The organism is Nocardioides agariphilus (genome assembly GCF_015352445.1).
GTDB classification, from domain to species: domain Bacteria; phylum Actinomycetota; class Actinomycetes; order Propionibacteriales; family Nocardioidaceae; genus Nocardioides; species Nocardioides agariphilus.
Map to the genome: position 1 here is coordinate 14,321 of NZ_JADKPO010000027.1, position 25,491 is coordinate 39,811.

The following is a 25,491-nucleotide window of genomic DNA, read 5'->3' on the forward strand; positions in this document are numbered from 1 at the left end:
CGAGGCTAGCGCCCGCGTGTCCCCTGGGCGGTCATCGAGACATGCGCCCTCGCCAACCCGCTGTCGAAGCTGGTTGAGGAGGCCGCGCCGTCTCCGCTGGTTGAGGAGGCCGCGCCGTCTCCGCTGGTTGAGGAGGTTGCGCCGTCTCCGCTGGTTGAGGAGGTTGCGCCGTCTCCGCTGGTTGAGGAGGTTGCGCCGTCTCCGCTGGTTGAGGCGGCCGCGCCGTCTCCGCTGGTTGAGGAGGTTGCGCAGCAACCGTCTCGAAACCAGGTGAGCCCATCGGTCACCGGGTTTCGAGACAGGCGCTAGCGCGCCTTCCTCAACCAGCGACTACGAGAGGCCGAGGAGACAGGCGCGCCTTCCTCAACCAGCGACTACGACAGGCCGAGGAGACAGGCGCGCCTTCCTCAACCGGCGACTACGACAGGCCGAGGAGACAGGCGCCAGCGCGCCTTCCTGGACCAGCGACTACGACAGGCCGAGGAGACAGGCGCTAGCTTCCGCGCCCGTCTCGAAACCCAGTGACCGACGAGCTCAACAATCTTCGAAAACTGGTGTCAGCCGGTGTGGAAACCCAGTAAATACAGGGGTTCTGGACCGTCGACTGTCGGTGGTCTCTGTTTGGATTTCACCTATGTCCAGCACGTACGCCGAGCCGCTCGACCGGCTCGAGACCTGCCTGGACGAGATCGGGTCGGTCAACCCGACCTACCGCACCGTGACCGAGAAACAAGAAGCGATGCGTGCCCTGGCCAAGGCGAAAGCCCGCATCGACGCCGAACTGATGCGCATCCTGGCCGTCGCCGGCGATGTCGCCGAGACCACCGCCACCAGGTCCCCCGCCGCCTGGCTGGCGTCGGTGACCCGCGACGCCCCCGGCCGGCTGCGTGCCGACGCCACCCTCGCCACCGCCCTGGACACCCGATGGAGTGACCTGCAGGCCGCGTTCCGCAAGGGCGAGGTCAACCTCGCCCAGGTCCGCGTCATCGACAAAGCCCTCACCGACCTCCCCCACGAGCTCGGCGAGGACCTGCTCGCCAAAGCCGAAACCCTCCTGGTCCAAGAAGCCGCCCGGCTCGGACCCCGCGACCTCGCCATCCTCGGCAGCCGCCTCATGGAATACCTCGCCCCCGAGAGCGCCGACCAACACGAACACCACCGGCTCCTGACCCAAGAACACCGCGCCTCAGCAGCCACCCGGCTCAGTCTGCGCCGCCGCGGCGACGGATCCACCGACCTGCACGCCCGCATCCCCGACCTCGCCGCCGCCATGCTCACCACCTACCTGGCCGCCTTCACCAACCCCCGACGCCGCCACCAACCCGACCAACAACAGCGGCCCGAGTCCTCAGGCGCCGGGGAGTTCGCGAACCTGCCACGCGAACGGCAATCCGGGATCGCGTTCGTCGCCCTCCTCGAACGGGTCCTGACCACAGACCTACCCCGCCACGGCGGCAGAGCCACCAGCCTCGTGGTCACCATCGGCCACCACCAGCTGCTCGCCGACCTCGACAAAGCCGGCCTCGCCGGCACCGCCCAGACCACCGGCGGCCAGAAGCTGACCGCCGGCCAAGCCCGACGCCTGGCCTGCAACACCGGGATCCTGCCCATCGTGCTGGGCGGGAAGTCCGTGGTCCTCGACCAAGGCCGCAAGAAACGCCTCTTCGACGACAACCAACGCATCGCCCTGCAAGTCCGCGACAAGGCCTGCACCGAACTCGACTGCACCGTCCCCGCCACCTACTGCGAAGCCCACCACCAGACCCCCTGGTCCCAAGACGGCCCCACCAACCTCCACGACGGCCGACTCCTGTGCCCCTACCACCACGACCGAGCCCACGACCCCACCTGGACCGTCACCTACCACCCCAACGGCACCACCACCTTCCACCGACGCCAATAGCGCGGCGGATCAATGAGCTTCACGCGCAGGAGACGATGTCGCCATGCCGCTACCCACGCCCACGCTGCAGACCGAACGTCTCCGCCTGCGTCCCTTCAGTGAGGCAGACGCCGACGACATCTTCGCGCTGCACAGCGACGCCGAGGTGCTGCGCTACTGGGACTCGCCTGCTTGGACCGAGCCCGATCGCGCCCAGCGGTTCGTCGTCCGCTGTCGTGAGCTCGCAGAAGAGGGCACGGGTGCACGGCTGGCCGTGGATCGCGTCGAGGACGGCGCGTTCGTCGGCTGGTGCACGCTCAACGGCTGGAACCCCGACTACCGCAGCGCGTCGCTGGGCTACTGCTACGGCAAGGCCGCCTGGGGTCATGGCTACGCGACCGAGGCCGCAACTGCCTTGCTGCACTGGGCTTTCGAGACGCTCGACCTCAACCGCGTCCAGGCCGAGACCGACACGCGTAACGTCGCATCGGCCAGGGTGCTGGAGAAGCTCGGGTTCGTGCGCGAGGGAACCCTGCGCGAGAACTGCGTCGTCAACGGCGACGTGTCCGACTCGTGGGTCTACGGGTTGCTCAGGCGGGAGTGGTCGCCGGATCGAGCTCACGGCTGAAGAAGTGAGTCGTGCCGTGGGGCGGGTCGATCTCCCGTCTATCGGTCTCGGTGAACCCGACCTTGGTGAGCACCCGTCGCGATTCAGCGTTCCAGTCCCAGACACTGGCCCAGAGGCGTCGAACGCCGGTCGAGGGGCGCCTCAGGCGTCGAAGTCGACGGTGACGGCGTCACCGACCGGGTGGGTCTGGCAGGTCAGCACGAAGCCACGCTCGACCTCATCGTCGTCGAGCGCGTAGTTGCGGCGCATGTCGACCTCACCCTCAACGACCCTGGCGCGACACGTGCCACAGACGCCGCCCTTGCACGCGAACGGCAGGTCGTTGCGGGTCCGTCCGGCCGCGTCGAGGATCGACTCCGCCTTGGGCATCGCTGAGGTGGTGGTGCGGCCGTCGAGCACGACGGTCACCTCGCTGGTCTCTCCTTCGACCTCGGCATCTGCGCGGTGCAGCTCAGGTGGTGGCTCGTCGACGTAGAACAGCTCGAAGTGGACGTGCTCCTTGGGCACCCCCAGCTCGGCCAGTACGGCGCGAGCGTCGAGCAGCATGGCGTGCGGGCCGCAGATCCAGACATGGTCGAAACGCGCGACCGGCACGAGCGAGGTCAGCAGACGACGCAGCCGGCCGGCATCGAGACGGCCGCTGAAGAGGTCGACATCCTGAGGCTCGCGCGAGAGCACGTGGATGAGCTGGAGCTCGGGCCCGTAGCGGTTCTTCAGGTCTGCCAGCTCTTCGGCGAACATCACCGACGACGTCGTGCGGTTGCCGTACATCAAGGTGACGTCGCCAAAGTTGGCCAGCACGCTGGCGGTCACCGACAGCATCGGGGTGATCCCCGAGCCCGCGGCGATGCACAGATGGTGACCACCGGCGAGATACGCCGGGTCCGGGCAGAAGCGCCCACTCGGCGACAGCACCTCGATCTCGTCGCCCGCCTTCACCTCGCGGACCAGCCACCGCGAGAACTCACCGTCCGGTATCTCGCGGACGCCGACCCGCGGGCGTGCGCCGGCGGCCGAGCTGATGGAGTACTGGCGGCGCTCCTCGACGCCGTCGACGACGCGCCGCAAGGTGAGGTTCTGGCCGGGCACGAAGTCGAACTCCTCGGCGAGCGAGTCGGGCACGTCGAAGGTCACCGCCACCGCGTCGTCCGTCAGCTGCTCGACGTCGGCGACGCGCAGGGCGTGGAAGGTCGTCGCCACGACTAGATCTCCTTCACGTGCTCGAACGGCTCCAGGCATGCCTCGCACGCGTAGAGCGCCTTGCAGGCCGTCGCGCCGAACTCGGACCTCAGGCGTACGTCGGCGGAGCCGCACCGCGGGCAGCTCACCGTCCGCGGAGCCGGCAACAAGGTCAGTGGCACCGGCCCATCCCGCCGAGGCGCCGGACCAGGAGCCGAGAGGCCGTGGGCAGCAAGGGCTTCGCGGCCACGGCGCGTGATCCAGTCGGTGGACCACGCAGGGCTCAGGGAGACCACGACCCGTGCGTCGTACCCGGCATCGGACAGTCGGTGCACGAGGTCGTCGCGCATCGTGGCCATCGCCGGACAGCCGGAGTAGGTGGGTGTGATCGTGACGACGACCTGGCGCCCTTCCTCGCGGACATCGCGCAGCACGCCGAGGTCCTCCAGGGTGAGCATCGGCATCTCCGGGTCGGTGACCGACGCGGCGATCGCCCTGGCGGCCGTCACCATCGGCCCATCGGGTGAGCGCGCGCCACTGACTGCATCTCGGCGAGCATGCGCGAGAGCTCCTCGGTGTGCAGGCCATCGCGCCCGGCGCGGCCGCGGACGGCGGCGAGCGCCGGACGCTCGGGCCGCTCGACTCCGCTGACCGAGAACACCTGCTCCAGCACGACGTCGACCTCGGCTGCGACCGCCGCAGGATCGACACCGAACCCTTCATCCACCGCGCGTCGTTCGACCTCGCTGACCCGGTCGAGCTCGCCGCGGTAGGGCCACACGAGATCGAGCGCGGCGAGCAGCCGACGCCTGGACTCGTCGGTGCCCTGCGCGAGGGTGAGGAACCAGCGCCCGGCGTAGTCGCGGTGGTAGGTGACCTCCTTGACCGCCTTGGCCGCGATCGCCGAGAGCACCGGGTCGACGCTCGACTCCAGTCGCTGCATGATCGCCAGCCGCCAGGTCGCGAAGACCAGCAGGCGCACCATCGTCACGGCGAAGTCGCCGTTGCCGGGCTCGACCAGCCGGACGTTGCGGAACTCGCCCGCCTCGCGGAAGAACGCGAGTGCGTCCTCGGGGGGTATGGGCGAGCCGTCGGGCAGGACCGGTACGACGCCCGGATCGGCCGCCGCCGCCCGCGCCAGCAGCAGCCGGGCCTGGCCGAGCAGGTCGAGGGCGATGTTGGTCAGCGCGATGTCCTCCTCGAGGTCCGGCGCGCGGCTGCACCACTCCGAGAGCCGGTGGGAGTAGACGAGCGCGTCGTCGCCGAGCATCAAGCAGTACGCCGCCAAGGTCGGGCCGTCGACGCCGTCGGCCAGCGTCGTGTCGACGCCGGCGAGCGGGTCCTCGAAGTCGGTGCCGAAGGCCCAGTGCGACGGATCGCTCCCGACGAGACCGTCGTACACCGACGAGTGGTCGGAGTCGTGGTCGTGCACGTGAGGAGTCATCGGGTGCTCACATGTGGGGGACGTCGTCGGGGATGTCGTAGAACGTCGGATGGCGGTAGACCTTGTCGCCGGCGGGCGCGAACAGCGGGTCCTTCTCGTCGGGGCTCGACGCCGTGATCGCGTCGGAGCGCACCACCCAGATGCTGACGCCCTCGTTGCGCCGGGTGTAGACGTCGCGGGCGTGACGCACTGCCATCTCGTCGTCGGCCGCATGCAGGGACCCGACGTGGACATGGTTGAGGCCGCGCTTGCCGCGGACGAAGACCTCGTAGAGCGGCCACTCGCGCCCCGCCGGGCGGTCGTCCTGCGCCGGGCGGGCGAGCTTGTCGAGACCACTCACCGGGTCTCGACCCGCCGCTCGTTCCTCGCGGCGAACTGCATGCTTGCCTCCCGCACCCACGCGCCGTCCTCGTCCGCCTGCCGCCGGTGCGCGATCCGCTGCGCGTTGCACGGCCCGTTGCCCTTGACCACGGCCATGAACTCCTCCCAGTCGGGCTGGCCGAAGTCGTGGTGGCCGCGCTCCTCGTTCCAACGCAGCTCCGGGTCCGGCAAGGTCACGCCGAGGGCCGCCGCCTGCGGCACGCTCATGTCGACGAACTTCTGGCGCAGCTCGTCGTTGGTGTCGCGCTTGATGCCCCACGCCATCGACTGCGCGGTGTTGGGCGACTGGTCGTCGGGTGGGCCGAACATCATCAGCGCCGGCCACCAGAACCTGTCGACCGACTCCTGCACCATCGCCTGCTGCTCCTCGGTGCCGCGCATCATGGTCATCAAGAGCTCATAGCCCTGCCGCTGGTGGAAGGACTCCTCCTTGCAGATGCGGATCATCGCGCGGCCATAGGGCCCGTAGGACGTTCGGCACAGCGGCACCTGGTTGCAGATGGCCGCACCGTCGACGAGCCAGCCGATGGTGCCGACGTCGGCGTAGGACAGCGTCGGGTAGTTGAAGATCGAGGAGTACTTCTGCTGGCCGTTGATCAGCTTGTCGTAGAGCTCGCGGCGCGAGGCGCCCAGCGTCTCGCACGCGGAGTAGAGGTACAGCCCGTGGCCGGCCTCGTCCTGCACCTTGGCCAGCAGGATGGCCTTGCGTCGCAGCGACGGTGCCCGGGTGATCCAGTTGCCCTCGGGCTGCATGCCGATGATCTCGGAGTGGGCGTGCTGGGCGACCTGGCGGATCAGCGTCTTGCGGTAGCCCTCCGGCATCCAGTCGCGGGGCTCGATGCGGTCGTGCCCCGCGATCGTGCTCTCGAACTGCTCCTCGAGCGTCGCGGTCATGGAACCTCCATTTACAGACCGATCGGTCAGTAACTACTGTGGCAGGTGGTCTCGGGGCTCGCAAGCTCGCGCCCCCACCACCGATCCAGGGAGAATCTTGCCGTGACGAGACTGCTCGAGAGCTACGCCGCCGGCCGCTGGTACACGGCGCCCGCCGAAGGCCGGCCCCTCCTCGACGCCGGCACCGGTGACGAGGTCGCCCGGATCTCCAGCGAGGGGCTCGACCTGCGCGAGATGACGGCGTACGCGCGGACGGTCGGCGGCCCGGCGATCCGCGCCCTGACCTTCCACGAGCGCGCCGGCCTCCTCAAGGCGATGGCCAAGCACCTCTCCGACCCCGCCACGGGCATCAAGGACGAGCTCTACGAGCTCTCCTACGCCACCGGCGCGACCAAGCGCGACTCATGGGTCGACATCGACGGCGGCTTCGGCACGGTCTTCGGGATGGCGAGCAAGGGGGTGCGAGAGCTGCCCAACGACATCGTCGCCATCGACGGCAACCTCGAGCAGCTGGGACGCGGCGGCTCGTTCGTTGGCCAGCACGTCTACACCTCACGTCCCGGGGTGGCCGTCCAGATCAACGCGTTCAACTTCCCCGTCTGGGGGATGCTCGAGAAGCTCGCGCCTGCCTTCCTGGCCGGACTGCCGTCGATCGTCAAGCCGGCCGCGCAGACGGCCTACGTCACCGAGCTCGCCGTACGCCGGATCGTCGAGGCCGGCATCCTTCCGGAGGGTTCGTTGCAGCTGCTGTGCGGCAGCCCCGCCGGGCTGCTCGATGAGCTCACGGTCCAGGACTCGGTAGCCTTCACCGGGTCCGCCCACACCGCTGGTCTCCTGCGCAACCACCCGCAGGTGCTGCACGGCGGTGTGCAGCTCGGCGTCGAGGCCGACTCGCTGAACTGCTCGGTCCTCGGCCCCGACGTCACGGCCGACGACCCGGAGCTCGAGCTGTTCGTCAAGGGCGTCGTGACCGAGATGACGGTCAAGGCCGGCCAGAAGTGCACGGCCATCCGCCGCGCGATCGTGCCGGCTGCGATGGCCGACGCCGTGGTCGAGGCCATCACCGACCGGCTGGCACGGGTCACGGTGGGCGACCCCCGCCACGAGGACACCCGCATGGGCGCGCTGGTCTCCCTCGACCAGCGCGAGGAGGTGCGCAAGGCCATCCAGTCCCTGCGGGCCTCGGGCGAGGTGGTCTACGGCGACCCTGACCGGATCGACCTCGTCGACGGGGACGCCGAGCGCGGCGCCTACCTCTCCCCCGTGCTGCTGAGGTCCCAGCGCGGCGCGGTCGAGCCGCACGATGTCGAGCCGTTCGGACCGGTGAGCTCGGTGCTGACCTACGACTCCGTCGAGGAGGCCGTCGATCTGGCCGCCCGCGGTCGCGGCAGCCTGGTCGCCTCGGTGGTCACCCACGACGCCGACGTCGCCCGTCGCGTCGTGCTCGGACTGGCCCCGTGGCACGGACGCATCCTGGTGCTCGACCGCGACGACGCCGCCGAGTCGACCGGCCACGGCTCCCCGCTGCCGATGCTGGTGCACGGCGGTCCCGGACGTGCGGGCGGCGGCGAGGAGCTGGGCGGCGTACGCGCCGTGCTCCACCACATGCAGCGCACCGCGCTGCAGGCCTCCCCCGCCATGACGACAGCAGTCACCGGGCGCTGGACGACGGGGTCGCCGCGCCGGGAGGAGGGCACTCATCCGTTCCGCAAGAGCCTGGCCGAGCTGCGCATCGGCGACACCATCGCCACTCCGTCGCGCACGGTGACGCTGGCCGACATCGACCACTTCGCGGAGTTCACCGGCGACACGTTCTACGCCCACACCGACCCGGAAGCCGCTGCCGCCAACCCGTTGTTCGGCGGCATCGTCGCCCACGGCTACCTCGTCGTCTCGCTGGCCGCTGGCCTGTTCGTCGACCCCGACCCCGGTCCGGTCCTCGCCAACTTCGGGGTCGACAACCTCCGGTTCCTGACCCCGGTCAAGGCCGGCGACGCCATCGCGGTGACCTTGACGGTCAAGCAGATCACGCCGCGCACCAGCGCCGACTACGGCGAGGTCCGCTGGGACGCCCTGGTCACCAACCAGCACGGCGAGCCCGTAGCGACCTACGACGTGCTCACGCTCGTCGCCAAGACACTGGCCGGCTAGCGAGCGGGGCGGTTGTCCACGATCCGCTTCATCTTGCCCATCGAGCGCTCGACGCCCGCCGGCGCGACGACGTCGACGGCGACCGTGACGCCGATGGAGCTCTTCACCAGGCGACGCAGCTCGGCGCCGGCCTCCTGAGCGGTGTCGTCCGTCGCGTCCTCGCGCCGCTCGACCACCACGGTGAGCGCATCGAGGCTGCCCGAACGCTCGAGCACGCACTGGAAGTGCGGGGACAGGGCCGGAGTGCGGAGGATCAGCTCCTCGATCTGCGTGGGGAACAGGTTCACCCCGCGCAGGATGATCATGTCGTCGGTGCGGCCGGTGATCTTCTCGATCCGGCGCATCGTGCGGGCCGTGCCGGGCAGCAGTCGGGTCAGGTCGCGTGTGCGGTAGCGGAGCACCGGCATCGCCTGCTTCGTCAGCGAGGTGAAGACCAGCTCGCCCTCCTCGCCGTCGGGCAGCACCTCGCCGGTCTCGGGGTCGACGACCTCGGGATAGAAGTGGTCCTCCCAGACGTGCAGCCCGTCCTTGGTCTCCACGCACTCCGACGCGACGCCAGGGCCGATCACCTCCGAGAGCCCATAGATGTCGACAGCGTGCATGTCGAGGCGTTGCTCCATCTCGTGACGCATGCGGTTCGTCCACGGCTCCGCACCGAAGATGCCGACCTTCAGCGACGTCGTACGCGGGTCGATGCCCTGTCGCTCCAGCTCGTCGACGATCGCAAGCATGTACGACGGCGTCACCATGATCAGGTCCGGCCGGAAGTCGGTGATCAGCTGGACCTGCCGCTCGGTCATGCCGCCCGAGACGGGCACGACCGTGCAGCCGAGCTTCTCGGCGCCGTAGTGCGCGCCCAACCCGCCGGTGAACAGCCCGTAGCCGTAGGCGATGTGAGCCAGGTGCCCGGCTCGCCCGCCCGCCGCCCTGATGCTGCGCGCCATCACGGTCGACCACATGTCGATGTCGTCGCGGGTGTAGCCCACCACGGTGGCCTTGCCCGTCGTACCGCTCGACGCATGCACCCTGACGACCTCCTCGCGAGGGACGGCGAACATCCCGAACGGGTAGTTGTCGCGCAGGTCCGCCTTCGAGGTGAACGGCAGCCTGGCCAGGTCCTCCAGCGAGGTGATGTCGTCGGGATGCACTTCGGCCGCGTCGAGGCTGCGCCGGTAGTGCGGCACGTGGTCGTAGGCATGCCGCACCGACCACCGCAGCCGCTCGGTCTGCACCGCACGCAGCTCGTCGACCGACACGGTCTCGATCGGCTCCAGGTCACCCGGTCGAGGGCTCAGGTCCTCCATCGCGCCATCGTGTCACCGCAGCCCCGCGACCCGCCTGAGCCGCCGCCATACTGACGGCCATGACGGCCACGACGTACTTCGAGACCCAGCGTCTCCTGGCGCGGAGGTTCACACCGGCCGACGTCGAGCCGTTCGCGGCGTACCGCGCAGACCCGGACGTCGCTCGCTACCAGAGCTGGAGCGGCTTCACACTGGCAGACGCCCACGCGTTCGTCGGCTCGCTGCAGGGCGAGGAGCCGGGCGTGCCCGGCGACTGGTTCCAGATCGCGCTGGAGTCGCGCGAGACCGGCCTGCTGGTCGGCGACCTGGCGCTGCACATCGAGGAGGACGAGCCCAGGGTGGCGGAGGTCGGCTTCACGGTCGCCTCCGACCAACAGGGCAAGGGCTTCGCGACCGAGGCCCTGACCGGCTACCTCGACTGGTTGTTCGCGACGTACGGGCTGCACCGGGTGCACGCGGTCACCGACGCGCTCAACGCACCCGCCGCAGCACTGCTGGAGCGCGTCGGGTTCCGACGAGAGGGCCTCCTCGTGGAGAACGTGTTCTTCAAGGGCTCCTGGGGCAGCGAGCTCCTGTTCGGCCTCCTCGACCACGAGTGGACGGCACGACGAGCCGGAGCCTGAGCCCGGGTCGAGCCTCGGCTGGCATCATGCCGTGCATGGGAGGGCTGGTCGCGCGCGACAGCGAGCTGGAGGCGATCAGCCGCCTGCTTGCGGGCCAGACCTCCGTGAGGGCGCTGGTGCTCGAGGGTGACCCCGGCGTCGGCAAGACCAGCTTGTGGGAGCAGGGCATCGAGTGGGCCCGCGAACGCGGGCTGCGGGTCCTGGTCGCACGCTCCAGCGAGGCCGAGACCCCGCTGCCGTTCGCGGCTCTGATCGACCTGCTCGACGGTGTGGCCAGCGCCGAGCTGACCGGCGTACCTGCGCCCCAGTTGCGCGCGCTCGACGTCGCGCTCTACCGGGCCGACCCGACCGACCGACCGCCCGAGCCCCAGGTCATCTCCATCGCGGTGCTCTCCGCACTGAGGTCGCTGGCCGAGTCCGGGCCGTTGCTGGTGGCAGTCGATGACCTGCAGTGGCTCGACGGGGCCTCCGAGGACGCCTTGGCCTACGCCGCCCGGCGCCTCGAGCGCGAACCGGTCACCTTCCTGCTGGCCCGGCGGCCGGGCCGGCGCTCGGCGCTGGAGAGCGCCTTCGGCGACCAGCAGGCCGAACGCATCGATGTCCGCGCGATGAGCGTCGGCGCGACCCGGCAGCTACTCGCCTCGCGGCTCGGGCTCCGGATTCCCCACCACCTGCTGCGGCGCATCTACGACACCACGACCGGCAATCCGCTGTTCGCCCTCGAGCTCGGTCGCACGCTCGTGGGCCGCGACCTGGACACGCTGGCCGACCTGCCGGTGCCCGAGCACCTTGAGGACCTGCTCGGCACGCGGGTGGCCGACCTGGACGACTCCGCCCGCCGGGTCCTGTTGGCGGTGGCTCTCGACGCGGACCTGCGGGTCGGTCAGCTGCCCCACCCGTCAGGGGTGGCCGCCCTGCAGGCAGCCGTCGACGCCGGTGTCGTGGTGATCGAGGGCGACCGCCTCCGGGCCGCGCACCCGTTGCTGGCCGCCGCGGCCCAACGGCAGGCGCCCGAGGCCGAGAAGCGCGACGTGCACCGACGCCTCGCCGACCTCGTCGCCGATGAGCAGCGCAGAGTGCTGCACCTGGCGCTGGCGACCATCGGTCACGACGAGCCTCTGGCGAGCCGGCTCGACGCAGCGGCCGCCGCGAGCGCCGCACGCGGCGCCACGCGCATGGCCATCGACCTGGCCTCCCATGCCGCTCGGCTCACCCCGCCCGAGGTGCCCGACGTCGACCGCGTGCTCGCCCTCGCACGACACCTCAACGACGCCGGGGAGAAGCAGCGACTCACCGAGCTGCTCAGCTACCGGCTGGACTCGTTGCCGCACGGTGCGCCCCGAGTGACGGCGTACCTGATGCTCACCGAAGGAGTCCTCGAGCAGGGCAGCGCCGACATCGCCGCCCTCCTCGACAAGGCGCTGGCCGAGGCCGGCGACGATCCCGTGCTGCGCGGCCAGGTGCTGTCCTTCATGGCCGAGAACGACGCGATCGTGGAGGTCCGCGGCCTGGCGCGCGCCGACGAGCGCGCCATCGAGGCCGTCGCCCTCAGCGAGCAGGGCAGCCCCGACGACCAGCGCTTGGCGCTCAACACCCTGGTGTGGACCCAAGCCCTGCGGGGCCGGCCGGTCGATGAGGTCATCAAGCGCTACTACGCGCTGCCGACCGAGCGCGCCGCGATGGCCCGGTACCCGGAGCGGATCACCGGTCAGCGCCTGGCCTGGCGCGGGGAGGTGGACCTGGGACGTCCGGTGTTGCAGGCCTTCAGGCGCGACACCGTGGACTCGGCCGAGGCGCACGCCCTGGCCCGCCTGCACCTGTGCGAGCTGGAGCTGCGCGCCGGGCGCTGGGACGACGTGGAGGGCATGCTCGACGACTGGGCCGCCTCGCTCGACAGCGAGCTGCTCATCTGGCCGATGTACGAACGCTGCCGAGGTCTCCTGGAGGCCGGACGGGGCAACGTCGAGGCAGCGAGGCAGTGGGCCGGTCGCGCCGTCGAGAAGGCCGTGACCACGGGCGTCCGCTGGGACTGGTTGGAGGCCACCCGCGCCCTCGGGATCGCCGCGCTGCTCGCCAAGGACCTCGATCAGGCCACCGCGCGTCTCTCCTCGGTGTGGGAGCACACCCTCCGCGAGGGCGTCCTCGACCCGGGCGCCTTCCCAGCCGGCCCCGACCTGGTCGAGGCACTGACCGAGAGCGAGTCGTACGACCAGGCGCAGGCCGTCCTCGACGTGCTGGCCGAGCGGGCAGCCGACCAGGACCACCCCTGGGCTGCTGCCGGTGCCCAGCGCGGCGCGGCACTCGTCGAGATCCACGGGGACGCCTACACCGACGCGGCCGGTGCCGCGCTCGAGGCCGCGGCGGCGTCGTACGGTCGGTTGGGGCTCCTGTTCGACCAGGCGCGCACCCTGCTCTCGCTCGGCAGGGCCCAGCGCCGGGCCAAGAAGTGGGGCGCGGCTCGCGACGTACTGGAGCGTGTGGTCGAGGCGTTCGAGTCCTTGGGCTCACCAGGATGGGCCACCGATGCCCGCGCCGAGCTCGAGCGCGTGGGCGCCCGCAAGTCGGCGTCCTCGGGCGGCCTGACCGCGACCGAGCGTCGCGTCGCCGAGCTGGCCGTCGAGGGCCTGGCCAACAAGGAGATCGCCCGCACCCTGGTGGTCACGGTCAACACCGTCGAGTTCCACCTGCGCAACACCTACGCCAAGCTCGGCATCCGCTCACGCGTCCAGCTCGCCGCCGCGATGCAGGGGACCGACGAGGTCGCGGAAGGCTAGGACGCCACCGAAGCGCCACCGCCGAAGTCTGGTGAGCTGCGAGCAGACGTCCTGTCGCTGGTTGAGGTGCGAGCGCAGCCCTGTCGCTGGTTGAGGAGGTTGCGCTAGCAACCTCACTCGTTACCAGGCCGGGCGTGCCGGTAGCCCGCCCGTGGTGGTTCTCAGGCTGCTGGTGGTGGATGTCGGCGTGGGTGTCGGCGGCGTTGTCTGTCGTGGGACACATCGGTGGTGCCGGTGTGGTCGCGGAGGTAGTGGTAGCCGTGGGGGCTGGTCCATAGGTAGCTGCCGGGGGTGAGGATCAGGTATCGCCAGCGGCCGTGGGTCTTCAACCGGTGATGCTTGCGGCACAGGGCCGCGATCTGGCAGGTGCAGGTGGCCCCGCCCTGGGCGTAGGGGACGTTGTGGTCGCAGTCGGCCGCATGCTCGCCCGGTTTCAGTTTCCGGGCTGGTTTCGTGCACCACGGGAACACGCAGGTGTGGTCCCTAAGGGCGACGGGTTCGCTGATCCGGCCGTCGATCTCATAGGCCCCGTGGTGGACGTGCGCTGCCACATCGATCACCGGTTTCACGATGATCCGGGCCGCGGGGTTGCCGCACCAGGTCCGGATGGTCTCGGCCAGCACCGGGGTGGCGGTGTTCTCCACCCGCCCCACACTCCAGCCACCCATGGAGCCGGTGGTTGAGGCACCGGTGGTGGCGGCGTCGGTGAGGTGGAGGTAGAGCACCATGTCCCGCGGCTTCCCCTTCGGCCTCCCCTTCGGCCTGCCCTGGGGCTTGCCCGTGTTCGGGTCCTCGGTGGTGGGGTAGTCGAGGGTGAGGTCGCGGCGGGCGATGTTGCCGACCGCCACGGAGCGGCGTTGGTCCAACGTGAGGGTGGAGCCGAGGTCGGCCTGAACCTTCGCGTCGGCGGTGAGGGCGTTGTGGAGGTCGATGGCGTCGGCCAGGTCGAGCTCGCCGCTGACCTGGCAGGTGCCGGCGATCGCGACGGTGTCGAAGTCGATGTCGAAGCGGCGTTGGTCCCAGGCCTGTTGGCGGTCTTCTTCGGCTTGGTCGGGCATGTGCCGGGCGACCGCCTCGGCGATGAGCCGGTCCAGCTGGGCGGGGCCGATCTTGTGGGCGAGGGGTGCCACATGCTTGTCGACATAGGTCGCGGCGTCGGGGGTCAGCCATCGGGTCTGCTCGGCGACCCGGCGGGCCTTCCACGCCGCCAGGTCACCGGTGGTGACTCGGACCCACAGCTTGTTCAACCGGTATCTGAGTTCGAGGGCGTGCCCGAGGTAGCGTCTGCCGGACTCGGTCGTCGTCCCGATCGCGGTAGCGAACTCGGCGATGCAGAACTCCGCGACCAGGGGGGCACCCGGACCGGCGACCGGGACCGGGACGTCACCGTGGAGCCGGAAGGTGCCGGCATCTGCCAACGACTCCGCGGGGTGGATGAGCGCCCACTGCACCGCCAGCTCCAACAGCCTCGCCTCCGCCGCGTCGGCTGCGGTACGGAGTTCGCGGGCGGCCTCGAGCACGGTCGCAGCGGTGGCTGGTGGCCAGTCCCGAGTTCCGCTCATGGGTCTATTCGATCATCGAGCACCGACAGTCCAGGGTCGAGAGCCCCTGTATTTGCTGGGGTTTCTCACATGCTGGGCCCACCAGATATCCGCCCCCCGTTGGTTGAGGAAGGCGCGCTAGCGCCTGTCTCGAAACCCCGCGAGTGGACCGTCGGCGTCGCGGTCACCGGGTTTCGAGACGGTTGCTAGCGCAACCTCCTCAACCAACGGAGACCGCGCGCCCTCCTCAACCAGCAGAGACCGCGCCCTCCTCAACCAGCGACACCCACCGGGTTTCGAGACGGTTGCTAGCGCAACCTCCTCAACCAACGACAGGGCGGCCTCCTCAACCAGCGGTGCTCACGAACGTCCAGAGCTGCGGGAGGTCGTGGTCCGGGGGCGCAATGACTCGGTCTGCGGGTCGTAGCAGACCAGACCGCGCTGACTGGCGAGCCGTGCGGCGAACTCCGAGGCCTGCTCGGCGCGGCCCAGGGTCATGGAGAAGTAGACGGCGTTGCCGAACGCGTTGTCGATGAGGGGGCCGTCCGCCCAGGCTGAGTCCTCCCCCTCATCGTCGGTGATGTCGGGCCACCGCTTCAGCAGGGCCTCGACGTAGGAGCGGATTCGCAACGACGGCTCGTGGCTGTCGGCACCCGACTCCCGACGCTCCATCAGGTCCTCGAACAGGGCTGCGGCCTCGGCATCCGACTCGGGTTGCGCACCTTCCCACACCGCCAGGTCGTAGCTCATGGTTGCCAGACTCGCACGACATCGCGCGTTGCAGGTCTTCGGTGCGCAACCTGGTACTCGGCGAGGCGGGCATAGCATCGGCCGGGTGGCCGTCGTACCGTTCGCCTGGACCTACGACGAGACGAGCGTCGCCTTCGACGGCGACGCCCTCACGATCAACGACAAGCGGCTCCCACTCGACCGGATCGAGCGCCTCTCGCGGAACCTCTCGGTGAGCACGGCACCAGGCAGCACCAACCGTCTCGACTGCGGCGTACGCCTGCTGGCCGACGGTGAGGTCAGCTCCATCGCCTTCCGAGGAGACGCCACATCCGAGGCGTGGGGACCCTGGAGGCCGTCGTGGGACGTGCTCGATGCGCTGGTGAGCGCGGAGATCGAGCCACGACTGCTGACCCGCACGCTCGGCGCGGTCGAGGCCAGCGGTGCCGCCGAGATCGGCAGCCTCCGCGCCAAGGGCCGGGGTCGCTACACGGTGACGGCCGAGACACTGCAGCCGCGGACCCTGTTTGCCCGGCCGATCCCGTGGAAGTGGATCACCGGGATCGAGGATGACGTCTTCCAGATCGTCACCGTCGATCCCCGCGGCAAGCGGCGCCACCACGCCACGGGTCTGGCGACGTCGGAGTGGGATGCCTGGCAGGTGCCCCTGTTGTGGCGGCACTTCGCGGGCTGACAAGGTGATCCGATGACTCGGGAACTCTGGGACCGCGAGGCGGAGACCTTCGACGACGAGCCTGACCACGGTCTGGCCGACCCGGTCACGCGCCGTGCGTGGCGCGACCTCCTCCTCGGCGCACTCCCGCCGGCGCCCGCTCGCATCGCCGACATCGGCTCCGGCACCGGCACGCTCGCCCGCCTCCTCGTCGACGAGGGCTACTCCGTCGCCGGCCTCGACCTCTCCCCCGAGATGGTCGCGCGGGCGAGGCTCAAGGTGCCCGAGGCAACCTTCACCGTCGGCGACGCGTCCGAGCCGCGGCTCGACGACACGGCCTACGACGTGGTGCTCAGCCGGCACGTGCTGTGGGCGATGCCCGACCCGGAGACGGCCTTCGCCCGATGGGTCGGGCTGCTGGGCCCGGACGGTGTCGTGGTGCTGGTCGAGGGCAGCTGGCACACCGGTGCCGGCCTCACCGCGGCGGAGTGCGAGCGGATCGTGCGCACGGTCCGCACCGACGCGACGGTGCGGCACCTGACCGAGCCTGTCTACTGGGGCCGGCCGATCGACGACGAGCGGTACCTGCTGGTCAGCCGGGCCTGACCGACCGTCTCGGGGGTCAACCCCAGGACATGATCCTGGGGTCGGTGGCCGCGTTTCCTCGGGTCCTCCGTAGTTTCGCCACCCCTGTGCCGACCAGCACGGTTGTGCCATGGCCGAATACCTCGTCGAGCTCTACGTCGCACAAGGCGACCACCTCGCGGCACAGCAGCACGCCGAGAGCGCAGAGCGCGCCGGCGTCGAGCTGACCCGCGAGGGGCGTCCGGTGCGCTGCTTGAGCTCGATCTACGTCTCCGAGGACGAGACCTGCTTCCTGCTCTATGAAGCGGACTCCGCAGACCTCGTCGAAGAGGCGATCCAGCGCGCCGGTCTGCGGCACGACCACATCTCAGAGGCGACATCGTCGCCCCTTCTCGTCGCGGCGGCGTCTGCCGCCGCGCACCACCTGATGAAGCACCCATCGAAGAGAGGCACCACCATGACGGTCACCACCGACTACAGCGAGCTCCGCGACAAGCAGCAGAAGGTCTGGAGCAGCGGCGACTACAACCGGATCGCGCACATCACCGTGCCGGTCTCCGAGCACCTGGTGGACCAGGCCGGCGTGATGCCCGGCAACTACGTCCTCGACGTAGCCACGGGCACCGGGCACGTCGCGCTGGCCGCGGCCCGCCGCGGCGCTGTCGTCCACGGCATGGACTACGTTCCCGAGCTGCTCGACATCGCCACCCGGCGCGCCGCCGCCGAGGACCTGGACATCGAGTTCGTCGAGGCGGACGCCGAGAGCCTGCCGTACGGCGACGGGTCCTTCGACCACGTCTTCTCGGCCATCGGCGTGATGTTCGCCGCCGACCACGCGAAGGCCGCGTCCGAGCTGGTGCGCGTCACCCGCCAGGGCGGCAAGATCTCGATCGCGAGCTGGACGCCCGAGGGCTTCGTCGGCGGCATGCTCGCCGCCGTCGGCCGCCACGTCTCCCCGCCGCCCGGCGCTCAGCCGGCCACCCGCTGGGGCTCCGAGGCCGTCGTGGCCGAGCTGCTCGGCGAGGGCGTCGAGGACGTCTCGTCGGTGACCGCGTCCGTGCGGCAGAACTTCCGCAGCCCGGAGGAGTTCGCCGACCTGTTCCTGACCTACTACGGCCCCACCTACTCCGCTGCCAACCGGCTGGACGAGGAGGGTCGCGCCGCACTGCGTGCCGACCTGGTCGCGCTCGCCAAGGCCTTCGACCAGAACACCGGCGAGGGCATCGAGTGCAACTGGGAGTACCGCATCGTCACCGCCACCAAGCGCTGACACCACACCACACCGCAACGGGGGAAATCCATGAACATCAGGCCCATCAGCTCACGATCCAAGATCGTGCTGCTCGTCGCCGCCGGCCTCATCGTGGCCTCGTCGGCCACCGCCGGCGCCGCCGTGCTGATCACGGGTCAGAACGTCAAGAACGAGTCCCTGACCGGCCGTGACATCCGCAACGGCTCCGTCAAGGGCGTCGACATCCGCAACGGGTCGCTCACCAAGGACGACTTCTCGGGTGACCTGCAGGGTCCCGTCGGTCCGCAAGGACCGAAGGGCGACCAGGGCGAGCAGGGCATCCAGGGGCCGCAGGGCGCTCAGGGTCCGCAGGGCCCGGCGGGCGTCAGCGGCCTGCAGTACGTGCTGGTCGACAAGGTCGTCGGGGGCAACTCGACCGAGGCCTGGGGGGCCGACTGCCCGGCGGGCAAGCGCGCCCTCGGCGGCGGTGTCTCGAGCACGGCGCCCGGCAACGTCGTGATCCGCGAGTCGGCCTTCCAGTCGGCGGGCGAGACGCTCGGCACCGGCTGGTGGGTGCAGATCAGCAACGTCGGGGTCGGCTCGCTGACCGCCTACGTGTGGGTCTCCTGCGCCGCCGTCTGACCCACCACTCCACAACTGAACAGCTCGAGCATCCCCTCCCGGTCGGGGGGCAGGAGGGTGGCTCGACAACCAGGGGGGCCCGCAAGGGAGCAGGGGCGCCGCCGGACTTCAGGGGGAACGTCCGGCGGCGCCCTTCGCTGTCCCTGCCCACGAGCCTGCCCAGGAGCTGCCCAGGAGCTGTCCAGGAGCCCTGCCCAGGGACTGCTCAGTCCCCGGCTGGCCACCCGTCGCTGCGAGGGTCGATGCCGGCGGACAGGGTGCCGTCCGGCGCCAGCGTGCAGATCATCGCGTGGCCCGTCTCGTCGGTGTGCTCGGGCTCGGCCAGGACCTGTCCGTCCCGGACGACGAACCGCGGCGCCGAGACGGCCTCCTGGGCAGACCTGCCGCCGAGGACGTTGCGCAGCACCTGCAGGTGGATCTGCGGCTGGGCGCGTCCGCCCATGGCGCCGTGCGCGGAGACCCGGCCGTCGGCGTGCTCGACGACGACCGGCATCAGCGTGTGGGCCGGACGCTTGCCCGGCGCCGGCGCGTTGGGTGAGGTCGGGTCGGCCGAGAACAGGGCACCACGGTTGTGCAGCACCAGTCCCGTCCCGGGCTCGAGCACCTGCGAGCCGAACGAGTGGAACAACGACTGGATGAGGGACACCGCCGTCCCGTCCGCCCCGACGGCCGTGACGGCGATCGTGTCGCCGTGAGCGCGAGGTACGGCGACGGGCGGCGTCGCCTCGTCCTGCAGCCGGGCCGGGTCGAGGAGCTCGCGCTTGTCGGACCGCACGTACGCCGGGTCGGCCAGCTCCGCGTCCCGGCACTGCTCTGCTCGCGCGAACAGGCGCTCGAGCGCTGCTCGGTTCACGGCCGGTGTCGCCGCCCCGGCGTTGAGCAGCGCCAGGAGCAGGTAGCCCTGCGAGTTGGGAGGCGCCGTCGACACTCGCACCGTCGCGGCGTCCACCGACCACGGCTCCTCCACGCGTACGTCGTGTCGACGCAGGTCGGCTGCCGTCACCGGCACGCCGAGCTCGGCGAACCCGCGTGCCAGCCGCTCGGCGAGCGTGCCGGCGTACAGGCTGGCGAGCCCCTCGGCAGCCAGGATGCGCAGCGTCTCGGCCAGCGCCGGCTGCCGGAGGGTGGCCCCCTCCCGGTCGCACCCGTCGAGGAGTGCCAGCAGCTGCGGACTCGCCTTGCCCTCGTCGGCCAGCTCGCGGACGGCCTCTGCCAGTCCCGCACAGACCGGCGTGCCGTCGGCGGCGAGCGCGATGACCGGCTCCAGAAGCTCCGCCGCCGCCACCGACCCGTCGAGCTCGAGCAGCCTCGCCCAACCGGATGCCGCACCCGGCACCGTCACCGCACGCGGCCCGAGGAGGGGTACGGGAGGCACCTCGTCGAGGGCCGAGCCGTAGGCGCCGCTGGCGTTGATGCTGTAGGTCGACCCGTCGGGACGGCGTACGAGCGCGAACAGGTCGCCACCCACGCCGGTCATGTGCGGGTAGACGACCGTCAACGTCATCGCCGCCGCCACGGCCGCATCAATTGCGTTGCCTCCGCGGTCGGCCACGTCCTCGCCGGCGCGGATGGCGAGAGGGTGCGGCGCGGCCACGATGACTCGGCGTCTTGTCGTCACCGCAGCAACGTAGTTGGTGGGGCTGGCGTCCCCACGCACGAGGGACCTGTCCGTCCGCCTCGGCTCAGGCGCGCGCCTCAGCCGCGGGTCAAGATGGTCTCGAGTTCGGCAAGGCCGCGCTCGGCGTACCCCTTCCACATCCGGCCGAGCACGTTCATGGTGAGGCGACCAGGCGCCCGCTTGGGGTGCAGCGTCCAGGACCAGCCGACCATGCTGCCCTCGCCCTCGGCTGTGACCGACCAGGTGCCGTCGACGGTCGTGACGAAGGGGCGCAACGGGCCGTTGATCTCGTCGAGGACGTAGGAGTAGCTGCGCGGCCGGTCCACCTCGGTGAGCGTCTCGCGCAGCCGCCCTCCGTCGGTGAGCACGATGGTGCGCGTCTGACCCACGACGCCCCAGCTCTCGGGCTGGTCGCGGACCTCGCGGATGGCCGGGAATGCGGCGAAGCGCCGGGAGAAGATCTCGGTCAGCGGCGCCGAGATCAGCCGGTCGAAGGCGAGCTCCGGCTCGACGGCGACGATCCGAGAAGCCTCGACACGGTGACCACTCGCATGCCCGGGCATGGGGAGAGGCTACGCCTCATCGGCCTTCTCGTCCGACGTCGTGGAGCGGAGATTGACTGAACGTTCAAACTGGGACAGCATCTGTCGCCATGGAGACCGCCGACGTCGTCGTCGTGGGCGGCGGCACCGTCGGCGCCTGGACTGCCTGCTTCCTCGCCGAGGCCGGGCAACGGGTCGTGCTGCTGGAGGCGCAGACGCTCGGCAGCGGGGCGAGCAGTCGTGCCGCGGGGATGGTGCGGGCGCAGGGCGGCACCGAGGCAGCGATCCGGCTCGGCCTGTTCAGCCGGGAGTTCTACGCCGGCCAGCCGGACCACTACCCGCTCGACTCGGGCTTCGTGGCGCAGGGCTACCTGATGCCGTGCTACTCCGACGCCGAGGTCGCAGCGGCCCACGAGCGCATCGCCCTCCAGCAGTCGCTCGGGCTCGCCGTCGAGTGGGTCGAACCCGACGAGCTGGACCGGCGCGAGACGGGCCTGGCGCCGGGCGCCACGCTGGGGGCGTCGTACGCCGCTGGCGACGGCTACATCGACGCCCCCCGCAACGTGCTGGCCTACACGGCCGCACTGGTCGCTCGTGGCGTCGACGTACGCGAGCGCCGGGCCTTCACCGGGCTCATCGTCGAGGCTGGCCGCACCACGGGGGTGGAGACCAGCAGCGGACCGATCTCCGCCGGCGCCGTGGTCCTCACCGGTGGTCCCGATCTCGCCGAGGTCGGCCGTGCGGCCGGGGGGCACGTCTGGGCGGGAGGTACGCGGCACCAGGTCGTGGTGACCGAGCCCGTGCCCCGGACCGCGAACGGTGCCGACCCGCGTGCTCTGCCGATGGTCTTCGACGTCGCCTCGGGGATCTACTGGCGTCCGGGCGAGGAGGGCGGCCTGCTCTGGGGGATGAGCAACCCCGACGAGCAGCCGGGGCGCGCACGGGAGTTCGACTGGGCGTACTTCGAGAAGATGCGCCGACGCGTCGCCGAGCTCTACCCGGCTACGGCTGGACTCGGCGTACGACGGGTGTGGGCCGCCACCATCGACTACACGCCCGACCATCTGCCGATCCTCGGGCCGCTGCTGCGCGAGGACGGACCGGTCCTCGGCACGGTCGTGGCCAGCGCCGGTGGCCACGGGATGATGTGGGGTCCGGGCGTCTCGCGCGCAGCGGCCGACCTCGTCCTCCACGGACACACCGACCTGCTCGACGTCGCCGACCTCGGCCTCGACCGCTTCGACGCCGACGGCCGCAGCCGGCTCGCGGCCGACCCGATCGCCCTCCCGTTCCCCCAGCGGACCCACTGACCCACCGCGAGTCGCGCCGAACGCAGGGCAAGGTCGTGGCGGCGAGCGTTTCAGGCAACTCGCGCGGGATCAGGCCAGGTAGAGCTTGCGGATCCGCTCGGTGATGTCCCAGGTGGTCTGCTCGCCGGAGTGGAGCCGGACGAGTACGCCGGGGCGCAGGTCGACCGTACCGCCGTCGGCGAAGGTGATCGTGCCGCTGCCCGAGAGCACCAGGAAGATCTCGTCGACCTCGACATCGGTGTCGACGCCGGGGCCGGCCTCCCAGAGCCCCACCTCGGTGCCACCGACCCTGCCCAGCACGGACTGGGCCGTGTCCAGGCCCTCGCCCGCACCGTCGTGGACGAGCAGCTCTCGCAGTACGGAGGAGCTGAGGAGCCGGTCGGTCATCCGGCGGCCGCGGTCAGCGCCTCGTCGAGGATCTCGATCGCCTCGGTGACCTCGAGCGCAGAGGTCGTCAGCGGCGGCACCAGGTGGACGCGGTTGAAGTTGACGAACGGCAGCATCCCGCGCTTCTTGCACTCGGCCACGACGCTGTTGACCGCCGGGCTCGTACCTCCGTACGGCGCCAGCGGCTCGCGGGTCGCCTTGTCCTTGACCAGCTCGATCGCCCAGAAGGCGCCGGTCCCGCGCACCTCCCCGACCCACTCGTGCTTGCGGGCGAGCTCGGCCAGCCCGGGCGCGAAGACCTCGTCACCCAGGGCCGCGGCATGCTCGACGACGCGGTCGTCCTCCATGGTGCGGATCGTCGCCACGGCGGCCGCGCAGGCCAGCGGGTGGCCGGAGTACGTCAGGCCGCCCGGGTAGACGCGCTCGTCGAAGGTGGCCGCGATCTCGGCGCTGATCGCGACACCGCCGAGCGGCACGTACCCGGAGTTGACGCCCTTGGCGAACGTCAGCAGGTCGGGCACGAGCCCGTCGAGCTCGGAGGCGAACCAGCGGCCCGAACGACCGAAACCGGACATCACCTCGTCGGCGATCAGCACGATGCCGTGCTGGTCGCACAGGGCGCGTACGCCGGAGAGGTAGCCCGGCGGCGGCACCATGATGCCGGCCGTGCCGGGGATCGCCTCGAGCATGATCGCCGCGATCGTCTGCGGGCCCTCCATGGCGATGATGTTGGCGAGGTGCTGGAGTGCGCGCTCGCACTCCTCGGCCTCGGTCGTGGCGTGGAACTGGCTGCGGTAGAGGAACGGCCCGAAGAAGTGCACCGTGCCGGCCGCGCCGTGGTCGCTGGCCCACCGACGGGGGTCGCCAGTGACGTTGACCGCGAGGTGGGTGCCGCCGTGGTAGGAGCGGTAGGTCGAGAGCACCTTGATCCGGCCCGTGTGCAGGCGCGCCATCCGGATCGCGTGCTCGTTGGCGTCGGCGCCGCCGTTGGTGAAGAACACCTTGTCGAGGTCGCCCGGAGTGTGGGTGGAGATCAGCCGCGCCGCCTCGGACCTCGCCGCGTTGGCGTGCTGGGGCGCGACCGTGCAGAGGTACGCCGCCTGCTCCTGGATCGCCGACACGATCCGGGGGTGCTGGTGGCCGAGGTTGGTGAAGACCAGCTGCGAGGTGAAGTCGAGCAGCCGCTGCCCGTCCTGGTCCCAGATGTAGGACCCCTCGGCCTTGGTGATCACCATCGGGTTGAGCGCACCCTGGGCCGACCAGGAGTGGAAGACGTGCTTGCGGTCGAGCTCGTGGACGCGGTCGGGCGTGAGGTCGACGAGGTCGCTCTTGGTCTCAGTCATCGTGGTCACACATTCTGGGGGAAGCCGAGCTCGAGGCCGCCCTGCGGCCGGTTGTGGGGGTCGATCCACCGGGAGGTGACGACCTTGCCGCGGGTGAAGAAGTGCACGCCCTCGGCACCGTGGGCGTGGGTGTCGCCGAGCAGCGACTGCTTCCACCCTCCGAAGGAGTAGTAGGCGACCGGCACCGGCACCGGCACGTTGACGCCGATCATGCCCACGTTCACGTCGGCCTCGAACCGCCGCGCGGCCCCACCGTCGTTGGTGAACACGGCGGTGCCGTTGCCGTAGGGGTTGGCGTTGACCAGGGCCACCGCCTCGTCGTAGGTGTCGACGCGTACGACGGACAGCACGGGCCCGAAGATCTCCTCGCGGTAGATCTCCATGTCGGGGGTGACGTTGTCGAACAGGGTGGGGCCGAGCCAGAAGCCGTCCTGGTCGCCACGCGCGGCGGCCTCGCGTCCGTCGATCACGACCTTGGCCCCGGCGGCCTGGCCCGAGTCGATGAAGCCGGCCACCTTGTCGCGGTGGGCCTTGGTGACCAGCGGGCCCATGTCGGCTTCCTTCGGCGCGCCTTGGGTCGCCGACGTACTGCCGTCGCCGATGACGATGTTGCGGGTGCGGTCGGCGATCCGCGCGACCAGCTCGTCGCCGATCGAGCCCACGGCGACCAGCACGCTGATGGCCATGCAGCGCTCGCCCGCACTGCCGTAGCCGGCGTTGACCGCGGAGTCGGCGGCGAGGTCGAGGTCGGCGTCGGGGAGCACGACCATGTGGTTCTTGGCGCCGCCGAGGGCCTGCACCCGCTTGCCGGCCTTGGAGGCGTTCTCGTAGACGTACTTGGCGATCGGGGTCGAGCCGACGAAGCTGATCGACTGGACGACCGGGCTCTCGAGCAGCGCGTCGACGGCCTCCTTGTCACCCTGCAGGACGTTGAAGACGCCGTCGGGCAGGCCGGCCTCCTTCCACAGCGCGGCCAGCCACAGCGAGGCCGAGGGGTCCTTCTCGCTGGGCTTGAGGACCACCGTGTTGCCGGCCGCAATCGCGATGGGGAAGAACCACATCGGCACCATCGCCGGGAAGTTGAAGGGCGAGATGATGCCGACCACACCCAGCGGGTCACGCTTGGAGTGCACGTCGACGCCGGTCGAGACGCTCTCGGAGTGGCCGCCCTTGAGCAGGTGCGAGATGCCGCAGGCGAACTCGACGACCTCCTGGCCGCGGGCGATCTCGCCCACTGCGTCCGAGTGCACCTTGCCGTGCTCGGAGGTGATGATCTCCGCCAGCTCCTCGCGGCGCGAGTTGAGCAGCTCGCGGAAGGCGAACAGCACCTGCGTACGGCGGGCCAGCGAGGTGGTGCCCCAGTCCTGCGCAGCCGCCTGCGCCGCTGCGATCACGACGTCGGCGTCGGCTCGGCTCGCCAGCGCGACCCTGCCCGTCACGGCGCCCGTGGCGGGGTTGGTCACGTCCGCGAAGCGCCCGCTCGTGCCGGCAAAGGTCGCGCCGTTGCTCCAATGGTCGATGGAGCCCGAAGAGAGGGCTGAGGAGTTGCCAGAGGTCATGGGCACATCGTTGCGACACACGACGTACTTGCGCCCTGACAGACTGTCAGGACTTCGACCGCGTTGCCTGT

24 protein-coding genes are annotated in these 25,491 nt (G+C 70.6%); 10 read left to right on the forward strand and 14 right to left on the reverse strand.

What is annotated here, in order from left to right:
• Positions 1-5: 5 nt before the first annotated feature.
• Positions 6-287 (reverse strand): hypothetical protein, encoded by a 282-nt coding sequence (locus ISU10_RS17285; protein WP_194697673.1) that lies wholly within the window; start codon positions 285-287, stop codon positions 6-8.
• A 347-nt stretch (positions 288-634) separates the two neighbouring features.
• Between ISU10_RS17285 and ISU10_RS17290 the strand changes: the two genes are divergently transcribed.
• Both ISU10_RS17290 and ISU10_RS17295 read left to right on the forward strand, forming a co-directional pair.
• Entirely contained in the window at positions 635-1,903 is a 1,269-nt protein-coding gene (locus ISU10_RS17290; protein ID WP_194697674.1) for an HNH endonuclease signature motif containing protein, read from the forward strand.
• A 43-nt stretch (positions 1,904-1,946) separates the two neighbouring features.
• Positions 1,947-2,510 (forward strand): GNAT family N-acetyltransferase, encoded by a 564-nt coding sequence (locus tag ISU10_RS17295; RefSeq protein WP_194697675.1) that lies wholly within the window; start codon positions 1,947-1,949, stop codon positions 2,508-2,510.
• A 141-nt stretch (positions 2,511-2,651) separates the two neighbouring features.
• On the opposite strand, the gene paaE is transcribed toward ISU10_RS17295, so the two are convergent.
• Genes paaE through paaA form a run of 5 tightly spaced genes read right to left on the reverse strand, consistent with a single transcriptional unit; the run spans position 2,652 to position 6,408 of the window.
• On the reverse strand, positions 2,652-3,710 hold the full coding sequence (paaE, locus tag ISU10_RS17300) for a 1,2-phenylacetyl-CoA epoxidase subunit PaaE (protein WP_370865598.1): 1,059 nt from the start codon (positions 3,708-3,710) through the stop codon (positions 2,652-2,654).
• A gap of 2 nt (positions 3,711-3,712) precedes the next feature.
• On the reverse strand, positions 3,713-4,201 hold the full coding sequence (gene paaD / locus ISU10_RS17305; RefSeq protein WP_194697677.1) for a 1,2-phenylacetyl-CoA epoxidase subunit PaaD: 489 nt from the start codon (positions 4,199-4,201) through the stop codon (positions 3,713-3,715).
• On the reverse strand, positions 4,195-5,133 hold the full coding sequence (gene paaC / locus ISU10_RS17310) for a 1,2-phenylacetyl-CoA epoxidase subunit PaaC (RefSeq protein ID WP_194697678.1): 939 nt from the start codon (positions 5,131-5,133) through the stop codon (positions 4,195-4,197). Before paaC ends, paaD begins: the two co-directional genes overlap by 7 nt.
• Before the next feature lie 7 nt (positions 5,134-5,140).
• A complete protein-coding gene (gene paaB, locus ISU10_RS17315) occupies positions 5,141-5,473 on the reverse strand; it encodes a 1,2-phenylacetyl-CoA epoxidase subunit PaaB (RefSeq protein ID WP_194697679.1) in 333 nt (110 codons plus the stop codon).
• The gene (gene paaA, locus ISU10_RS17320) at positions 5,470-6,408 is read right to left on the reverse strand and encodes a 1,2-phenylacetyl-CoA epoxidase subunit PaaA (RefSeq protein ID WP_194697680.1); all 939 of its coding nucleotides are present in this window, start codon (positions 6,406-6,408) and stop codon (positions 5,470-5,472) included. Before paaA ends, paaB begins: the two co-directional genes overlap by 4 nt.
• A 102-nt stretch (positions 6,409-6,510) precedes the next feature.
• Here paaA and paaZ point away from each other — a divergent pair, with 102 nt between their 5' ends.
• Entirely contained in the window at positions 6,511-8,559 is a 2,049-nt protein-coding gene (gene paaZ, locus ISU10_RS17325; RefSeq protein WP_194697681.1) for a phenylacetic acid degradation bifunctional protein PaaZ, read from the forward strand.
• On the opposite strand, the gene paaK is transcribed toward paaZ, so the two are convergent.
• Positions 8,556-9,863, reverse strand: a complete 1,308-nt coding sequence (gene paaK, locus ISU10_RS17330; RefSeq protein ID WP_194697682.1) for a phenylacetate--CoA ligase PaaK — start codon at positions 9,861-9,863, stop codon at positions 8,556-8,558. The two genes, paaZ and paaK, sit on opposite strands and share 4 nt — an antisense overlap.
• 59 nt (positions 9,864-9,922) lie before the next feature.
• Here paaK and ISU10_RS17335 point away from each other — a divergent pair, with 59 nt between their 5' ends.
• Together ISU10_RS17335 and ISU10_RS17340 are read left to right on the forward strand one after the other, a co-directional pair.
• The gene (locus tag ISU10_RS17335; RefSeq protein ID WP_228501241.1) at positions 9,923-10,486 is read left to right on the forward strand and encodes a GNAT family N-acetyltransferase; all 564 of its coding nucleotides are present in this window, start codon (positions 9,923-9,925) and stop codon (positions 10,484-10,486) included.
• A 35-nt stretch (positions 10,487-10,521) separates the two neighbouring features.
• Positions 10,522-13,260: a helix-turn-helix transcriptional regulator gene (locus tag ISU10_RS17340; protein WP_194697683.1), complete on the forward strand. Its 2,739-nt coding sequence runs from the start codon at positions 10,522-10,524 to the stop codon at positions 13,258-13,260.
• A 161-nt stretch (positions 13,261-13,421) separates the two neighbouring features.
• On the opposite strand, the gene ISU10_RS17345 is transcribed toward ISU10_RS17340, so the two are convergent.
• Positions 13,422-14,822, reverse strand: a complete 1,401-nt coding sequence (locus ISU10_RS17345) for an HNH endonuclease signature motif containing protein (RefSeq protein ID WP_194697684.1) — start codon at positions 14,820-14,822, stop codon at positions 13,422-13,424.
• Between the two features lie 339 nt (positions 14,823-15,161).
• On the reverse strand, positions 15,162-15,551 hold the full coding sequence (locus ISU10_RS17350; RefSeq protein WP_194697685.1) for a hypothetical protein: 390 nt from the start codon (positions 15,549-15,551) through the stop codon (positions 15,162-15,164).
• Positions 15,552-15,636: 85 nt separating this feature from the next.
• On the opposite strand from ISU10_RS17350, the gene ISU10_RS17355 reads away from it, so the two are divergent.
• From ISU10_RS17355 to ISU10_RS17370, 4 genes are all read left to right on the forward strand, one after another.
• Positions 15,637-16,224: a hypothetical protein gene (locus ISU10_RS17355; RefSeq protein ID WP_194697686.1), complete on the forward strand. Its 588-nt coding sequence runs from the start codon at positions 15,637-15,639 to the stop codon at positions 16,222-16,224.
• Between the two features lie 12 nt (positions 16,225-16,236).
• Positions 16,237-16,809: a class I SAM-dependent methyltransferase gene (locus ISU10_RS17360; RefSeq protein ID WP_194697687.1), complete on the forward strand. Its 573-nt coding sequence runs from the start codon at positions 16,237-16,239 to the stop codon at positions 16,807-16,809.
• A 109-nt stretch (positions 16,810-16,918) separates the two neighbouring features.
• Positions 16,919-18,058, forward strand: coding sequence for a methyltransferase domain-containing protein (locus ISU10_RS17365; RefSeq protein ID WP_228501242.1), 1,140 nt, complete (start codon positions 16,919-16,921; stop codon positions 18,056-18,058).
• A 30-nt stretch (positions 18,059-18,088) separates the two neighbouring features.
• Positions 18,089-18,661 (forward strand): collagen-like protein, encoded by a 573-nt coding sequence (locus tag ISU10_RS17370; RefSeq protein ID WP_194697688.1) that lies wholly within the window; start codon positions 18,089-18,091, stop codon positions 18,659-18,661.
• A gap of 205 nt (positions 18,662-18,866) precedes the next feature.
• Here the strand turns inward: ISU10_RS17370 and ISU10_RS17375 are convergent, their stop codons facing one another.
• Together ISU10_RS17375 and ISU10_RS17380 are read right to left on the reverse strand one after the other, a co-directional pair.
• Positions 18,867-20,279, reverse strand: coding sequence for a gamma-glutamyltransferase family protein (locus tag ISU10_RS17375; protein ID WP_194697689.1), 1,413 nt, complete (start codon positions 20,277-20,279; stop codon positions 18,867-18,869).
• 77 nt (positions 20,280-20,356) lie between these two features.
• Positions 20,357-20,842 carry an SRPBCC family protein gene (locus tag ISU10_RS17380; RefSeq protein ID WP_194697690.1) on the reverse strand — a complete coding sequence of 162 codons (486 nt, stop codon included), beginning with the start codon at positions 20,840-20,842 and terminating at the stop codon, positions 20,357-20,359.
• Positions 20,843-20,931: 89 nt separating this feature from the next.
• Between ISU10_RS17380 and ISU10_RS17385 the strand changes: the two genes are divergently transcribed.
• The gene (locus tag ISU10_RS17385; protein ID WP_194697691.1) at positions 20,932-22,131 is read left to right on the forward strand and encodes an NAD(P)/FAD-dependent oxidoreductase; all 1,200 of its coding nucleotides are present in this window, start codon (positions 20,932-20,934) and stop codon (positions 22,129-22,131) included.
• A gap of 69 nt (positions 22,132-22,200) precedes the next feature.
• On the opposite strand, the gene ISU10_RS17390 is transcribed toward ISU10_RS17385, so the two are convergent.
• From ISU10_RS17390 to ISU10_RS17400, 3 genes are read right to left on the reverse strand one after another with little or no spacing between them, the layout of a single operon-like run.
• Positions 22,201-22,518 (reverse strand): cupin domain-containing protein, encoded by a 318-nt coding sequence (locus tag ISU10_RS17390; RefSeq protein WP_194697692.1) that lies wholly within the window; start codon positions 22,516-22,518, stop codon positions 22,201-22,203.
• Positions 22,515-23,861: an aspartate aminotransferase family protein gene (locus ISU10_RS17395; RefSeq protein ID WP_194697693.1), complete on the reverse strand. Its 1,347-nt coding sequence runs from the start codon at positions 23,859-23,861 to the stop codon at positions 22,515-22,517. The genes ISU10_RS17390 and ISU10_RS17395 overlap by 4 nt, the downstream gene beginning before the upstream one ends.
• A 5-nt stretch (positions 23,862-23,866) precedes the next feature.
• Complete coding sequence (locus ISU10_RS17400) at positions 23,867-25,420, reverse strand: CoA-acylating methylmalonate-semialdehyde dehydrogenase (RefSeq protein WP_194697694.1); 1,554 nt, start codon at positions 25,418-25,420, stop codon at positions 23,867-23,869.
• Positions 25,421-25,491: the final 71 nt, after the last annotated feature.

What these genes read in the sequence shown, in the direction of transcription:
- ISU10_RS17290 (WP_194697674.1), top strand. Translation starts at nt 635, where the DNA reads ATGTCCAGCACGTACGCCGAGCCGCTCGACCGGCTCGAGACCTGCCTG.
- ISU10_RS17295 (WP_194697675.1), top strand. Translation starts at nt 1,947, where the DNA reads ATGCCGCTACCCACGCCCACGCTGCAGACCGAACGTCTCCGCCTGCGT.
- paaD (WP_194697677.1), bottom strand. Translation starts at nt 4,201, where the DNA reads ATGGTGACGGCCGCCAGGGCGATCGCCGCGTCGGTCACCGACCCGGAG.
- paaC (WP_194697678.1), bottom strand. Translation starts at nt 5,133, where the DNA reads ATGACTCCTCACGTGCACGACCACGACTCCGACCACTCGTCGGTGTAC.
- paaA (WP_194697680.1), bottom strand. Translation starts at nt 6,408, where the DNA reads ATGACCGCGACGCTCGAGGAGCAGTTCGAGAGCACGATCGCGGGGCAC.
- paaK (WP_194697682.1), bottom strand. Translation starts at nt 9,863, where the DNA reads ATGGAGGACCTGAGCCCTCGACCGGGTGACCTGGAGCCGATCGAGACC.
- ISU10_RS17335 (WP_228501241.1), top strand. Translation starts at nt 9,923, where the DNA reads ATGACGGCCACGACGTACTTCGAGACCCAGCGTCTCCTGGCGCGGAGG.
- ISU10_RS17340 (WP_194697683.1), top strand. Translation starts at nt 10,522, where the DNA reads ATGGGAGGGCTGGTCGCGCGCGACAGCGAGCTGGAGGCGATCAGCCGC.
- ISU10_RS17345 (WP_194697684.1), bottom strand. Translation starts at nt 14,822, where the DNA reads ATGAGCGGAACTCGGGACTGGCCACCAGCCACCGCTGCGACCGTGCTC.
- ISU10_RS17350 (WP_194697685.1), bottom strand. Translation starts at nt 15,551, where the DNA reads ATGAGCTACGACCTGGCGGTGTGGGAAGGTGCGCAACCCGAGTCGGAT.
- ISU10_RS17360 (WP_194697687.1), top strand. Translation starts at nt 16,237, where the DNA reads ATGACTCGGGAACTCTGGGACCGCGAGGCGGAGACCTTCGACGACGAG.
- ISU10_RS17365 (WP_228501242.1), top strand. Translation starts at nt 16,919, where the DNA reads ATGGCCGAATACCTCGTCGAGCTCTACGTCGCACAAGGCGACCACCTC.
- ISU10_RS17370 (WP_194697688.1), top strand. Translation starts at nt 18,089, where the DNA reads ATGAACATCAGGCCCATCAGCTCACGATCCAAGATCGTGCTGCTCGTC.
- ISU10_RS17380 (WP_194697690.1), bottom strand. Translation starts at nt 20,842, where the DNA reads ATGCCCGGGCATGCGAGTGGTCACCGTGTCGAGGCTTCTCGGATCGTC.
- ISU10_RS17385 (WP_194697691.1), top strand. Translation starts at nt 20,932, where the DNA reads ATGGAGACCGCCGACGTCGTCGTCGTGGGCGGCGGCACCGTCGGCGCC.
- ISU10_RS17390 (WP_194697692.1), bottom strand. Translation starts at nt 22,518, where the DNA reads ATGACCGACCGGCTCCTCAGCTCCTCCGTACTGCGAGAGCTGCTCGTC.
- ISU10_RS17395 (WP_194697693.1), bottom strand. Translation starts at nt 23,861, where the DNA reads ATGACTGAGACCAAGAGCGACCTCGTCGACCTCACGCCCGACCGCGTC.
- ISU10_RS17400 (WP_194697694.1), bottom strand. Translation starts at nt 25,420, where the DNA reads ATGACCTCTGGCAACTCCTCAGCCCTCTCTTCGGGCTCCATCGACCAT.